Origin of the sequence: Pseudofrankia inefficax, assembly GCF_000166135.1 — a bacterium.
GTDB classification, from domain to species: domain Bacteria; phylum Actinomycetota; class Actinomycetes; order Frankiales; family Frankiaceae; genus Pseudofrankia; species Pseudofrankia inefficax.
The window spans coordinates 2,568,859-2,582,779 of sequence record NC_014666.1 but is presented as its reverse complement, the minus strand read 5'-3'; the positions used below and the strand labels follow the sequence as shown (position 1 = coordinate 2,582,779).

Here is a 13,921-nt window from a genome sequence, read left to right as displayed (position 1 = left end):
ATGGCGGGCGCTGTGTGCGTCGTCGTGCTGGCGCTGTGCGGCCTGGCCGGCTGCACCAGGCAGTGGCACCCGGCCACCGAGCCGCACGGCATGGTGCGCGCGACCTTCGAGTACTCGCCGGGCTATTCCCTCGACGTCCTCACCCCTGCGGCGGACGCAAACGGCCCGCTGCCCGTTTTCGTTCTGATGCACGGCTGCTGCGGGAGCCGCGCGGACATGGCGACCTTCGCGGACGGCCTCGCCGCCAGCGGGGCCGTGGTGTTCAACGTGGACTGGACCGGAATCAGCGCAGGCGGCTATCCGCTGGGCTACGAGCAGGCGGCCTGCGCAGTACGGACGGCCAGCGCCTTCGCCGGCAGGTTCGGCGGTGATCCGAAGGCTGTCGCGCTGGTCGGGTGGTCCGATGGGGCCATGGTAGGTGCCGTCGCCGCTCTCAATGCCGCGCAGCTGAGCGGTGCCTGCCTGGTGTCCGGCACCGCCGAGCCGAAAGCCTTCGTCGGTATCGCCGGTTTCTACGGATGGCCACTCGACGCGGCCGGCCAGATTCACCCCACCCCGCTGTCGTCGAGCGTACGGGCGTTCTTCGGCGGCACGCCCCAGACCGCGCCGGACGCCTGGGCCCAGGGAAACCCCTTCACTGTCCTGGCGCAGCGCCCCGAGCTCATCATCCGGCTGATCGTGAGCAGCCATGATGCGCTTCGGTTCAACAATCGGGACTTCGCGGCGGCGGCCCGGGCACACTGCCACGACGTGACGCTCACGATTGTCGACTACCAGGAGGACTTCTCGTTGATCACCTCCCGGACCCCGGAGGGCCAGACGACCATACGTACGACGATGGGAGCCCTGACGGACCCGGCCGAGGCCGACCCGACGCCCGCCGCCACGATCTGTTAGCCCGGCGGCGGACTAACAGGCGCAGGACTGCACAGACTCGAGTCCACCGGGGCCGCCTAGCCGCCGACGATCGTGTACGAACGAGGGGGGACGCGGCCCATCCGTGCATGACCGGTCTCCGTGAAGTCTTCGATCTCGCCCTCCTCGCGACGGGGAACTGTGAGCACCGGTGACCCGCACCGAAAGACCTCTCGCCGCATTCACTGAAACTGATCATGGGTGATTCGACTCCTTCGGCCACCCTGAAGCCTCCGCCACGACTCCCCCAGTGAGCCAGCGGCGCGCGCTCGACGCGCGGAGCTGGTCGCCGTGGCGGCGAGACGCGACGCGACGAACCGTCTGGGAGGCGCTACCCGGGGGGACCTCCCAAGCTCGCTTGTGCACAGTCCGGACCCTGTGCGGCCCGCCGGTGAGAACTGGCGGCCCGCTGCTGTAGCACTGAGCCAAACTCCCGCGTGGCCGCGCTGCGGATGACCCTGACCCGGGCTGGTCCGGCGCCCGTCCGTCTCCGTCGGGACCGTGGGCGCTCGCCGCTGGGACAGGTCGGTCGGATGTCGTCCTTGATGTAGGTCGAGAGCGTCGTCGAACCCCACGTACGACCTCCTCACGGCAACGCCGAAAAAATCTTGAAGGTGGCCGTGGGGAGGCGCGGAGACGCCGACCTAGGAGGGTTCGTCTACTGCATCTCCTCGGCAGTTGAGGAGCCCGCACCCCAGGGAGTCGCGACTATGCCCCGCCCCGCCGCATCCAGTCTGGATGCCGCTGACGGCGAGACATCGCGTCTACAACGTGTTCAGGAGCCCGCAGAAGGCGAGAACGCGGCGGGCGGGCACGACGTGCCGGTACAGCTCTCGCAGCTGGCCGACCTGGAGTCCGAGGACAGCCCCAACGGCAAGGCGGCGCGGGCCGCCGCCGAACTGCTGGCGCGACGGTTGGACAGCCTTCCCCGGCGCGCGATCGACGCCCAGCTCCGCAACGACCTAGCCTTGGCGGGCTTCGAGGGGCCCGACTACGACCTGTTCCAGCACGAACTCTCCCGCTACGCCCTGCAGGTCATGCTCGCCTGGATCGGCAAAGGGACGATCTTCTTCTACTGCGCGCAGAAGGGCATCTACGGGCTGCGTTCCGAGCGGGACGAGGACACCCGCCTGACGCCCGACGACGTCGAGGAACTCGCCTTCGAGACGGTAGCCAGGGCGTTGCCCGCCTTCCGCCGGGCCGCGCTCGTCAACGGTGGCTGGACCCTGGAAGGAGGCGCCACCCTCAAGACCTACTTCGTCGGGACTTGCCTGTACGAGTTCGCCAACACCTACCGGCTGTGGAACCGGGAACAGCGCAGGTGGCACAGCAACGGCGACGCCGAGGCGATCCACTACAACCAGACCTGGGCCGCGGCGGCCGATCCCGAGGACATCGTCATCGCGCTCGACACCGTTCGACGGCTCCTGAGCAAGATCCCGAACGAGCGCACCCAGCTCGTGCTCGCCCTCGCCACCGACGGCTACACCCACAGCGAGATCGCGGAAATCCTCGCTGACGGCTCCACTCCCCGGGCCGTGGAAGGGCTGCTCTCCCGACACCGCAGGACGGTGCAGGGTCAGGAGAGATCGCAATGATGAGCAACCCGACCCGCGAGGCCGCCGACACCCAGGAAATGATCGAACGTTCCTCGCTGGGCGCGCCCGGCGCCGTCCGGCTACGGCAGCGGACCTCCCACCAGCGCGCCGACGCCATCGTCGAGCGGGCACAGCAGGTGCGCTGGCCGGAGCGGACCCTGCTGAGCAGGCTGCCCCCGGACTCCCGGAGAGGGTTGCTCGCGCTCGGCGAGTTCCGCGAGTTCCCGCCCAGTACCCAGATCATCCGGGAGGGCGACCAGACGACGTTCGCCCTCGTGCTGCTCAGCGGCTGGGCGAAGGTGACCGCGTTGACCGACGATGGCGGCGTCGCGCTGCTCGCGGTACGCCACGGTGGTGACCTCATCGGCGAGTTCTCCGCCATCGACGGCAAGCCACGCGGCTCCACGATCACCGCGGTCAGCCAAGTGCGGGCCAAGGTGCTCAGTTCGGACGAACTCGCGAGCTACCTAGCTGCCGATCCGACAGCCACGGCGGCGGTCAGCCAGACCATCGTCGCGAAGACGCGGTTCAGCATCCGCAGGCGAGTCGAGTTCGCCGGTTGCTCGGTAGCTGTCCGGGTCGCCCGGGTGCTCGTCGAACTGGACCGGGCCTACGGGTCCGACCGTCCTGACGGCGCCCGGTTGCTCGACATGCCGCTCACCCAGGCCGATCTCTCCGCGCTCGTCGGCGCCAAAGACCCCACCGTGCACAAGGCGCTGCGCGAGCTACGCAGCCGCGGCGTGATCGAAACCGGCTACCGACGGTTCGCGATCCTCGACCTGGCCGCCCTGAGAGAGGCCGCAGGCCTCGGCCAGCCGCACAGCGGACAGCAGGCCACCAGCAGCCCAGCCGAGGGCACCGGGCCCACGGGCGCTGTGCACCTACCGTGACCTAGCGGTGAACCGGGCGGCTGGGCGGGGGGACCGCCACGCGCAGTGGCCAAGCTTCCGATTCGCCCGGGCGCGCCTATCGCCCGCCGGCCCCTCTCGCGCCGCTGGGCGCCAGGTGGCTGCCGGGTTGTAGTTGCGGGCCTTACGCAGCGAGCCACGAACCGTCGCGGACGACAGCCCCAGCTCCTCGGCGATCTCGGCGGGGGTGTAGCCGTCGAACGTCCAGGCCATCACCTGCCGCTGACGGGGCGGCAACAAGCCAAGCAGCGCGATGACCTGATGGCGCTCCCTCGCGGAAGCCTGTCGGCCGCCATAACTCGACTGCCGTGCATGAGCGCGTCAAGGCCGCGTAACCGTGGGCGTGGTTCAGGCCCTCCTAGCGCACCTCGCTCCTCGATCCTTGCGAGATCATCCTTCTGGCGTATTGCGGCGATTCAGGCCGATGATGAACATCCATTTGTAGGCGACCCACAAATGGATGTTGGTGACCCGTGAGGTTGGCCTGCTGGACCCTCCAGGGATGGCCTGGCAGCGTTGCACGAGGTTCTCGCAGCGACTGTTGGTGATCTGAGTGTTGAGGGGGCAACATGGCGGGCGGCGAAGTCGTGGTTACCGGTATGGGTGCGATGACTCCGGTTGGAGCCGATCTACATTCCTCGTGGGCTGCTCTGACAGCGGGCGAGTCTGGCATTTCGACAGTGGAGGAGCCGTGGGCTGCCGATCTGCCGGTGCGTCTCGTGGGGCAGTTGCCGGTCGATCCGGCCGCGTCGCTGTCCTACCGCCAGGGACGCCGGTTGGATCGGTGCGAGCAGATGGCGGTGGTGACCGCCAGGGCGGCCTGGGCGGATGCGGGGACACCGGCGGTGGAGCCGGAGCGGCTTTCGGTGGTGATCGGGACGGGCATCGGTGGAGTACGCACGACCTTGTCCCAGCAGCAGGTTCTGATGGAGGCCGGGCCTCGCAAGCTTTCGCCGCATGCCATCACGATGTTGATGGCCAACGGGCCAGCTGCCTGGGTCAGCATCGATCTGGGAGCGCGAGGCGGCGCCCGTACTCCGGTGAGTGCGTGCGCGTCCGGAGCGGAGGCGATCGCGGACGGCATGGAGATGATCCGCCGGGGCGACGCCGACATCGTCGTCGCGGGCGGTGCGGAGGCCCCGATCGCCGGCCTGACGCTGGGGGCGTTCGCCCAGATGAAGGCGCTCTCCACCCGCCACGATGACCCCGCGGGCGCCTCCCGGCCGTTCGACGCGAACCGGGATGGTTTCGTCCTCGGGGAAGGAGCGGGCCTCGTCGTCCTAGAACGCGCCGAGTTCGCCCGCGCGCGCGGCGCCCGCGCGTACGCGACGATCGCTGGCTCCGGACGGACGTCCGACGCCCACGACATCGTCGCCGCCGACCCCGCCGGGCAGGCCCGGGCCATCAGCATCGCTTTGCGCACGGCCGGGCTGGCCCCGACAGACATCGGGCTGGTCCACGCCCACGCGACCTCGACGCCGGTCGGTGACCCCCTGGAAGCCGAGGCACTCACCCAGGCCATCGGCAACCACGCCGCGGTGACCGCGTCGAAGTCGATGACCGGGCACCTCCTCGGTGCCTCCGGCGCTATCGGCGCGATCGTCGCGATCCTCAGCCTCCACCACAAGCTGATACCACCGACCCGCAACCTCGAACGCCTCGACCCGGCGATCAAACTCGACATCGTCACCGACAAAGCACGGCGAGAAAACATCCACGCGGCCATCGGGAACTCGTTCGGATTCGGCGGCCACAACGTCACCCTCGCCTTCACGGCCGCATAGACCCCAACGGGCGACGGCTCCGGCCCGGAGCCATCAGATAGCGTCGGGGTGTGAACGACACAAACCGCCCGAGCGGGGAAGACGAACCACTTGTCGGCATCGGGTACTTGATGCTTCTCTTCGGGTCATCGCCTGTTGCGTGAACGCTCGCGGGTCTTCTCGCAGCTCAGTGGCTTGATCCATAATGTTAGTGATCGCAACACGTGTGGCGCAGGGGTGCAGTGTGGCCTGCCTGCCGCTGGCTTAGGTGGCGGAGGAGTTCAGCCCGTTTGGGTGCGCGTGCCTGACGCAACTTTGGCACAGTTTGCCCATGGCGTGGTCTCGGCGTTGTTCGTCGAGGTGGACCGGGAGGTGGTCGAAGGTGTGCACGAGCGACGATGCGCGCGGCGTCGGATCGCTCTCGAGCTGTATCCCGCCCGCGCGGGCAGCCAGCTCCTCCACAAGCACGCGGGCTTCACGGCGGGCCAGTGACGCACCCATGCAGAAGTGCTCGCCGATACCGAATCTCAAGGTACTAACTGGACCTTGACGCAGTCCGCGCTTCGGGTCGCGATCGCGGCGTACGCGTCGGACGCGCGCTCCAGCGGGAACTGGTGCGTGAAGATGTCGCTGACGTCGAGGCGCCCGGACCTCAGCAGCGGTATCAGCGCTGACCAGGTTCGCTGTGGCGGAGCGAAGGTGGAGCGCAGCGTGATGCTGCGTGTCAGGGCCATCAGGGCGGGAAACGGGAATGGCTTCAGGTCATGCGCGCCGATCACGCTGACGGTGCCTTCGGGCCGCACCATCAGCATCGCGTCGCCGAGGCTGGCGTTGGTCGCGACAGCGTCGATGACTGCGGCGACGCCTCGTCCGTTCGTCGCTTCGAGTACGGCGTTGACGGCGGGCGGGGCGACCCCGATGGCTCCGGCTTTGACCGCGTGTTCCCGGCGGCCGGCGACGGGGTCGATGGCCAGCACGGTGCCGGCTCCCAGGGCGATCGCGCAGCGCACGGCGCAGAGCCCCACGGCGCCAAGTCCGATGACGGCGACCGTTGCTCCTGGTTGGATATCTGCTCGGAGTGCCCCTGCCCAGGCGGTGGGGAGATTGTCGGTGAGCAGCAAGGCGGTCTCGACGTCCATGTCTTCGGGCAGATGCGTGAGCTGGAAGTCCGCGGCGGGGACAGCGAGGAGGTCCGCTTGGCCGCCGCCCAGTGAGCCGGAGCCAAATATCTGTGGTCCGTCGTGACACAGGACCGGGTTCTGCGTCGCGCAGCCGTCACAGGCGCCGCAGCCGGCGACGGCTGAGACCAGCACGCGGTCACCGATCGCGAAGCGGCGCGTTTCCGGGCCTTTCTCTACGACGGTTCCGATCGCTTCGTGCCCGACCGCGAGCGGCTCGACGATCGGATAGTCGCCGTCGTAGAAGTGCAGGTCGGAGCCACAGATGGCCGAGGCCGACACTGCGATGACCGCGCCGCCGGGTCCTGGAAGAACCGGGTCGGGTCGCGGAGCCACAGTGACTGTTCCTACGGATTCGACAATGACGGCGCGCACGAGGTGCCTCCTAGCCGACTGGGTGTGCGCGAGACGGCCTCGCGCACGAGGCCTTGACGCACCCTTATGAGTCTTTTGACACTTTATGTATTTTCTGTCAGTATCGCCCTCATTGGTGAGCGTTCGCGGTCGGGGGGTCGCGAGGCGCATTGCGCCCGACATACGCGACTACGGTCCACGCCGGTCGAGATCGCGCCGTAGTTACGCAGCCGGCTGGCACCTGTGCGGCCACGGTCGCGCAGCGACGCGGCGTAGCGAGGAAGAGGCGATGACGCAGCCCCCTGAAAGCATTACCGTCGACCTGCCGAGTCTTCGGCTTCACGCGCTGTCGTGGGGCCCGAGCGGCGGGCGTCTCGTGCTTTGCCTGCACGGATTTCCCGACTCGGCCTGGAGTTGGGCACGGGTCGCGACCGGGCTTGCCGAACGCGGCTTTCGCGTGGTGGCCCCCTTTATGCGTGGGTACGCGCCGACTGGCCCAGCGCCTGACAACAGCTATCACGTTGCCGCACTCATGCAGGACGTCTTGGACCTGCACGAGAAGCTCGGCGGCGGCCGTGAGGCGGTCGTCGTCGGGCACGACTGGGGGGCTTTTGTGGTGAACGCGCTGCTTGCCTACCCTGACTCGCCTTTCGCTGTGCATGTGACGATGTCGGTCCCGAACGTCGCGCTGTTGGCAACCGCCCGCGGCGCAGCGCTTCGGCCGCTCGCACCGATGCTGCGCCAGGCCCGTAACAGCTGGTATGTGATGTTCTTCCAGGCGCCGTGGCTGCCTGAACGAGTTCTTCCTCGTGTCATCCCGCGTCTGTGGAGGCAGTGGGGCCCGTCCGGGCGGGCGCCGGGGGCGGACCTGTTCGCCGCGCTCGCAGCCTTGCCCACGGTGCGGCACCGGCGAGCCGCCGTTGGCTACTACCGTGCGCTGGCGCGCGGCACGCGCCCGTCCGGACGGTATGCCTGGCTGCACGAGTACACCCTCGCCACGCCGTTTCACCCTGTGCTGCATCTGCAGGGCCAGGATGACGGGGCGATCGTGATGCGGTTCACGGACGTCGTCGCGTCGCTGCTTCCGGCCGGGAGCAGTGTTGTTCGTATCCCTGCCGCGGGGCATTTTCTTCAGATAGAGCAGCCCGCGGCCGTGACCGAGGCCCTGCTGTCCCGCCTCTGCGATTCCTGTCCGGCGTGAGGTGGAGGCTGGCGGCGCGTCGTGCGGAATCACCGACCGTCGCTGCCAATCGGAACTCGTTGAAGATCGGTGGGTGCGGCCATGCTTCTGGCGTCGGACGTGCCAGTGACCGTGACGGGTCTCTCGGGTCGCGTTGCTGTGTCCGTCCTGATCGTGGTCGTCGTCCACCGTGGCGCTCGCCCGCGGGGCTGCATCAGCTTGATGCTCGGGTGGCGAGGGCGCCGTCCCAGGTGCGGTGCAGGTGGGCCATCAGGGGTTCGTTGCGCCCGATGACGATGGTGTCGAGGCCGTGGGTGACGCCGTGCTGGCACATCTCGGCCGCGGGTAGGTCCTCGCCGCGCAGGACCTGCAACGCACCGTCGAGCCCGGCCATCGCGCCGCGCTGGATGTCGTCGTTCGGGACGGGACCGAACCAGCCGGCCGAGATGTGCAGGACGCTCTCGGCGGGGGTTTTGCCCGGGTAGACCCGAAGCATCTGGGTGATGCCCGGTCCTTCCAACAGGATCGTGCTGGGGAAGAGTCCGTGGGCGACGGTGCCGCGGAAGGCGGCCGGCCAGTCGGTCTCGGGCGCGTCCCGCAGCTCGGCGAGGTCGCGGAATGGGAATGCCCAGCGGCAGTGGGGCCCGAACACGTCGAACACCGAGTTGTTGGTGCAGATCACCGACAGCGAGGTGCGGTGCAGGAACGGGAAGTGGTAGCCCTCGAAGTTGACGTCGACGGTCAGCTTCCAGTTCGCGCGGACCTCACTCGTGACCGTCCCCGCGTGGGCGTATCGGCCGAAGCGAAATGGCTCCAGCTCTTCGCGTATCTCGTCGAGTGTGCCTTCCGCGGTGCCGTCGGGGTCGAGGTTGACGATCAGCAGCCCGGCGGTCTCAGCGACTGCCAGTCCGCGTAGGCCGCGGGCTTCGAGGACCGTCGGGTCGAACATCTGCCGCGACGGGACGCCGACGAGTCGTCCGTCGCCGCTGTAGGACCATGCGTGGTAGGGGCAGGTGAAACGGGCGGCGTGGCCGCAGCCTGTTGCCACCTTGGCGCCGCGGTGCGCGCAGGCGTTGACGAAGGCGCGCGCCGCGCCGTCCTCGCCGCGGACCAGAAGTACCGAGGTGTCGAGCAGGTCTTTGGTGGTGTAGTCCCCTGCCGTGGGTATTTCGCCGCCCCAGCCGACGACCTGAGGGGTTCGGCGCATCATCGCGATCTCGGCGCGATGCCGCTGCTCGCTGGTGAAGTCTTGGGCGGGGATGAGCATGGTGTCGGTGGCTGTGTCGAGGGAGTTCTCGGCCATGCGGTGCAGGATGCGCCGGGTGAGGGTCCGACCGAGGCTGTCGGGACCTGCGGCCGGGTCTTCGAGAACCGAGCCGCGTCGTATCTCGGTGCTGCCGTGGGCGGCACGGGAACGGGCTGCCGACGGGCCCTGACCGGAGAACGCCGTCGAGGCCAACCGCGCGGTGATCCAGCGCGTCAGGGTCTCGAAGTCACGTCGTCCCTCGGGCGTCTCCTGCGCGAAGAGGTGCCATACGTGGACCATGCCCTCAGCGACGAGAAGGTCGACTGCGGTGCCGGCCGCCCGGGCCCGTTCGGCCAGCCGCGTCGCGTCGTCACGCAGCACCTCGACCTCGCCGACGTGGATCAGGAGCGGCGGCAGGCCTGCGAGGTCGGCGTGCAGCGCGGACGCTCGGGGATCCTCGGGATCGGCACCGGCCAGGTAGGCCTGCGCACAGGTACGCAGCATCCCTGTCGAGCACAGCGGGTCGGCGCCACCAACCGCGGCATGGGACTGGCCGGTCAACGCCAGATCTGTCCACGGCGACAGCAGCGCGCCCCCGGCAGGGGCGGGTTCCCCGCGCCCCCGTAACCCGGCGAGGAGGGCTGCGGCCAGGCCGCCGCCGGCCGAGTCGCCACTCACGATGACCGAGGCCGGTGCCAGAGCGCGTCCAGAGGGGCCCGTTAGCCAGCGGTAGGCAATCACGGCGTCGTCGTAGGCCGCGGGGAAATGATGCTCTGGCGCGAGGCGGTAGTCGACGAGGATGACAGACGCGTCCGTTGCCGTGGACAACCGGGCGGCGAAGCCGCGGTGTGAACGGGCGTTCCCGCCTACGTAGGCGCCGCCGTGGAAATGCAGGACGACCCGGTCTGCGCGCGCGGTGGCGGCGCTGATCCAGGTGACGGGAACACCGTCCGCGTCGAGGAGCTCCTCGCGGAACGCCCCGTCAGGCAGAGGCGCCTCCACATCGAGCACAGCGCGCAGCTCAACCGGCGACTTGGCGGGATCGTTGATCCCAAGCAGTCGGACGACGTCGACGAGCTCCTGGAAATCGCTGCTGGTCACCGGGCGTCCTCGCGGCCGTGGGAGGCGATGACGCGGCCGGGCAGCGCGCCGGTGGCCTGGCCGCCAAGCTGAACGGGTACCCCGCGCACGACGGTGGCGCGGTAGCCGCCGGCGGGGCGTCGTAGCCGCAGGCCCCCATTCGGCAGGTCCGCGATGAACCCGTCCTGGGCGTAGTCGAGCTCGTCGAGGGCGAACACCGTCAGGTCGGCGACCGCGCCTGGTGCGAGACGGCCACGGCCGTGGAAGCCGAAAACGTCGGCTTGGCGTCCGGTCAGCTGGTGGATGGCCTGTTCGAGGGTGAGGTCGTGGCGTTCGCGGACGTGCCTGGTCAGTAGCAGGGTGGTGTCGCCGGAGGCGCAGAGCATCTGGACGTGGGCGCCGGCATCGGAGGAGCTGAGCAGTACGTCGGGATCGGTAAGAGTGCGCGCGATGCCGTCGATGTCGTCGTTGGCGACGCCGATGGCGACGATCCCGGGTCGGCAGTCGTTGGCGAGCACGAAGTCGGCGAGGACGTCGGAGGGATGACCGCCGCGTTCGTCGACGAGTTCCGCTGCGGTGCGTCCCAACCACGGCTGGTTCTCGTCGCCGAAGACCTCGATGAACCGGGCCTTGTGGAGGTGGCGGTGCGGGAACATGGCGGCCGGTACCGCGTCCCACTCGGCCCGGGCGGTCGCCCGCCAGGAGGGGTCGGTGAGCAGGGCGGCTTTGGCGTCGCGGCCCTGGGCGGCGATGATTCGATGCCAACCCTGGGGCATCGACATGAACATCATCGAGGAGTCCCAGTTCAGCCGGAAGTCGACTGTCCTCGGGGAGAGCTGCGGGTACATCCGCACGCCCTCGCTGCCCAGCCGGCGCGTGAGAGCGAGCCAATGGTCGGTGACGCCCCCGAGGTAGACGAAGCCCGTCCATGTCACCGGGACGCCGTACTTCCCGCATCGCCGGCCGATGTCCTCGAGCTCCGCGTCCGCGCTGCCGCCGAGGAGGTTAGGGACCATCTCGACCAGGCCTCGTCCGGTGTCGCCGATCGCGGCGATGAGCGCGTCGAGCTCGTCGCCGTCGGCCGCGCGGGACGGGACCGGCCGGCCCTGCTTGTCGACGTCGAGGTAGGACGTGGACAGGCCCCAGGCGCCCGCGTCCATGGCGGCGCCGAGTACGTCTGCCATCGCGGCCGATTCCTGCGGTGTGGCGGCGCGGTGCCAGGCGTCGTCGCCCATCACGTAGAGGCGCAGCGGGCTGTGGCCGACGAGCGGCGCCAGGTTGATGCCGCTGCCCTGGGCGTTCACGGCGTCGCGGTAGCCGGCGTAGTCGTCCCAGGTCCACGGGACGTGGTCGTCGAACAGGTCGCGCGGGACGTCCTCGATGTAGGCAAACAGGTCCGCAAGCGCGCCGCGGGTCGACTCCCGGACCGGATAGAGAGACAGGCTGCAGTTGCCGGTCAGCATCGTGGTGACGCCGTGCAGCGACTCGGGGTCGAGGGTCGGGTCCCAGAAAACCTGCGGGTCGGTGTGGGCGTGGGTGTCGATGAAGCCGGGGGTGACGACGGCGCCCGTGGCGTCGATCTCCGGCTCGCCGTCGGGCCGCAGACGTGCGTCGATCTCGACGATCCGGCCGTCGCGGACACGAATGTCGGCGCGGCGGCGATCGGCACCGGTGCCGTCAATGACCTCGCCGCCTCGGACTAACAGGTCGTTGCTCATCGTCAGCTGCCTCCAGATTTCACGGACGGCACTGCCTGCCGTGTCGGTTCGAGCAGGAAGTCGCTTGGGTCGGGCTGCCGCGTCCAGTGCCAGTAGTCGATGCTCCGCCAGGGCAGGACGGTGTAGATCCGACCGTCCGCGCTCTTGTAGTAGGAACGCACCGCCGGGTGCGACCAGACGAGGGTGTCGAGCTCCGCCTGGGTCCGTGCCTGGTAGTCGTCGTGGACTTCCCCGCGGACCTCGATCGCGCAGCCGGGCGCGTCGGCGAGCAGGTCGAGGCAGCCCACGATGTACCGGACCTGGCACTCGGAAGTGAAGATGACGCTGCCGCCGGAGACGGCGTTGCTGCCCGGTCCATAGATCATGAAGAAGTTCGGGAAACCGGGCACGGTCATGCCCAGATGGGCCGCGGGCCTGCCGTCCCACACCTCCTCCAAAGTGCGACCGTCGCGGCCTTCGACGCGGATCGGCGAGAGGATCTCCGAGACTCGGAAGCCGGTAGCCCAGATCAGGACGTCGGCCTCCCGGCGGATCCCGTCCGCAGTCACCACCGCGCCGGGCTCGATTCGCTCGATGCGGTCACGAACGAGCTCGACATTGTCGCGCTGCAGCGCGCGCAGCCAGCTGCCGTTGTCCTGCAGGGTGCGCTTGCCGAAGGGCGGATAGTCGGGGATGACCTTTGACAGTAGGTCGGGATCGCGCACCTGCTCGGTGAGCCAGTCGGTGAGCACCTGCCGGGCGAGGTTGTTGACGGCGCTGATCGACCGGTTACCGCCGTCCCAGTCAGGGTCGATCCGCGACGCGACCGCGGTCGTGTCGGCGATCGCCCACATCAGGCCGAGCCGATACCAGCGGGCGTAGAACGGGACATGACGGATGGCCCACCGCGCCCCCGGGCTGACGGCGTCGTGATAGGTGGGATTCGGCGCCATCCACTGTGCGGTCCGCTGGTAGACCGTGAGCGCCGCGACGCGGTCGGCGACCGTTGGCACCAGCTGGAAACCACTCGCGCCGGCACCGACGACGGCGACCCGGGCGCCGGTGAGGTCCACGTCGTCGGGCCAGTCGGCGGTGTGAAAGCTCGGCCCAGCGAAGGACTCGGCTCCCGGGATCGACGGGACCGACGGCCGGCTCAGCTGCCCGACAGCCGTGATCAGTGCCCGCGCCTGCAGGATCTCCGGTTCCGAGGAGCCCGCCCCGCGCACGGTGACTTCCCACCGGCCCGTCGCCTCCTGCCACCGGGCACCGGTCACCTCGGTGTTCCAGCGGACGTGCGGCTCGATCCCGTGGTGATCCAGGACGGACTGGAAGTAGACGAGGAGCTCTGGCTGCTGCGCGAAGTACTCCGACCAGTGATCGGACGCCTCGAAGGAGTACGAGTAGAAGTGGTTGGGGATGTCGACCCGGCAGCCCGGGTAGCGGTTGGCCCGCCACGTCCCGCCGACACCGTCGCGCTTCTCGACGATGATGAACGGGATACTCGCCTCCCGCAGGCGGATGCCCGCGAGCAGTCCCGACTCGCCGCAGCCGACGATGACGACGGGGAGCTCGGCGCGCGCCTGCGCCGACGACCGCAGCGGCGCCTCACCGGGATCGCTGCCATCGATGTGCAGCTCACCGACGAGCAGATCGGTGTACTCGGCTCCGACTGGCCCGCACACCTGAGCTTCCATCATCTGCAGCAGCTGCGCCGTGGTCGGCGGTGGCGGCAGCCGGTAGCCACGCTCCCGGTGGGCGACGAGCACATCGGCGGCCAGCGCCCGCAGGGCCCGCAGGTCCTCGTCCGCCATCCCGCCGTTCACCACTCGCAGTCCGCTTTCCTTTGGCCGGAACCGGCCGGTCAGCAGCTCGAGATCGCCAGTGAGGTGGACCAGCGACAGCAGCAACGAGGGGGGGTGAACGTCAAGGAGCACGGCCTCGATCGCCGCGCGATCATCGGTGAAGGGCGCGACAGCGTCGCCAGCTAACTGCATGTGCTGCT

Annotated in this window: 11 protein-coding genes; 6 read left to right on the top strand and 5 right to left on the bottom strand. The window is 69.1% G+C overall.

Features of this window, described 5'->3' with window-relative positions; all coding sequences use genetic code 11:
* The 3 genes from FRAEUI1C_RS10545 to FRAEUI1C_RS10535 all read left to right on the top strand — a co-directional run bounded on the left by FRAEUI1C_RS10545 (window position 1) and on the right by FRAEUI1C_RS10535 (window position 3,403).
* The gene (locus tag FRAEUI1C_RS10545; protein ID WP_157734889.1) at window positions 1–897 is read left to right on the top strand and encodes an alpha/beta hydrolase; all 897 of its coding nucleotides are present in this window, start codon (window positions 1–3) and stop codon (window positions 895–897) included.
* 728 nt (window positions 898–1,625) lie between these two features.
* Window positions 1,626–2,513 carry an RNA polymerase sigma factor gene (locus tag FRAEUI1C_RS10540; RefSeq protein ID WP_083819484.1) on the top strand — a complete coding sequence of 296 codons (888 nt, stop codon included), beginning with the start codon at window positions 1,626–1,628 and terminating at the stop codon, window positions 2,511–2,513.
* Entirely contained in the window at window positions 2,513–3,403 is an 891-nt protein-coding gene (locus FRAEUI1C_RS10535) for a Crp/Fnr family transcriptional regulator (protein WP_232425374.1), read from the top strand. Before FRAEUI1C_RS10540 ends, FRAEUI1C_RS10535 begins: the two co-directional genes overlap by 1 nt.
* On the opposite strand, the gene FRAEUI1C_RS38170 is transcribed toward FRAEUI1C_RS10535, so the two are convergent.
* Window positions 3,395–3,676, bottom strand: a complete 282-nt coding sequence (locus FRAEUI1C_RS38170; RefSeq protein WP_083819480.1) for a sigma factor-like helix-turn-helix DNA-binding protein — start codon at window positions 3,674–3,676, stop codon at window positions 3,395–3,397. The genes FRAEUI1C_RS10535 and FRAEUI1C_RS38170 overlap by 9 nt on opposite strands.
* 314 nt (window positions 3,677–3,990) lie before the next feature.
* On the opposite strand from FRAEUI1C_RS38170, the gene FRAEUI1C_RS10530 reads away from it, so the two are divergent.
* Both FRAEUI1C_RS10530 and FRAEUI1C_RS10525 read left to right on the top strand, forming a co-directional pair.
* On the top strand, window positions 3,991–5,205 hold the full coding sequence (locus FRAEUI1C_RS10530; RefSeq protein ID WP_013423278.1) for a beta-ketoacyl-[acyl-carrier-protein] synthase family protein: 1,215 nt from the start codon (window positions 3,991–3,993) through the stop codon (window positions 5,203–5,205).
* A 273-nt stretch (window positions 5,206–5,478) separates the two neighbouring features.
* A complete protein-coding gene (locus FRAEUI1C_RS10525; RefSeq protein ID WP_041259166.1) occupies window positions 5,479–5,676 on the top strand; it encodes a hypothetical protein in 198 nt (65 codons plus the stop codon).
* A 35-nt stretch (window positions 5,677–5,711) separates the two neighbouring features.
* Here FRAEUI1C_RS10525 and FRAEUI1C_RS10520 read toward each other — a convergent pair whose 3' ends face one another.
* A complete protein-coding gene (locus tag FRAEUI1C_RS10520) occupies window positions 5,712–6,737 on the bottom strand; it encodes an alcohol dehydrogenase catalytic domain-containing protein (protein WP_013423277.1) in 1,026 nt (341 codons plus the stop codon).
* Between the two features lie 268 nt (window positions 6,738–7,005).
* On the opposite strand from FRAEUI1C_RS10520, the gene FRAEUI1C_RS10515 reads away from it, so the two are divergent.
* Window positions 7,006–7,917: an alpha/beta fold hydrolase gene (locus FRAEUI1C_RS10515; protein WP_013423276.1), complete on the top strand. Its 912-nt coding sequence runs from the start codon at window positions 7,006–7,008 to the stop codon at window positions 7,915–7,917.
* A gap of 193 nt (window positions 7,918–8,110) precedes the next feature.
* On the opposite strand, the gene FRAEUI1C_RS10510 is transcribed toward FRAEUI1C_RS10515, so the two are convergent.
* Genes FRAEUI1C_RS10510 through FRAEUI1C_RS10500 form a run of 3 tightly spaced genes read right to left on the bottom strand, consistent with a single transcriptional unit; the run spans window position 8,111 to window position 13,913 of the window.
* Entirely contained in the window at window positions 8,111–10,243 is a 2,133-nt protein-coding gene (locus tag FRAEUI1C_RS10510; RefSeq protein WP_013423275.1) for an alpha/beta hydrolase fold domain-containing protein, read from the bottom strand.
* On the bottom strand, window positions 10,240–11,940 hold the full coding sequence (locus FRAEUI1C_RS10505) for an N-acyl-D-amino-acid deacylase family protein (RefSeq protein ID WP_013423274.1): 1,701 nt from the start codon (window positions 11,938–11,940) through the stop codon (window positions 10,240–10,242). Before FRAEUI1C_RS10505 ends, FRAEUI1C_RS10510 begins: the two co-directional genes overlap by 4 nt.
* A 2-nt stretch (window positions 11,941–11,942) precedes the next feature.
* Window positions 11,943–13,913, bottom strand: coding sequence for a flavin-containing monooxygenase (locus FRAEUI1C_RS10500; protein ID WP_013423273.1), 1,971 nt, complete (start codon window positions 13,911–13,913; stop codon window positions 11,943–11,945).
* Between the last annotated feature and the right edge of the window lie 8 nt (window positions 13,914–13,921).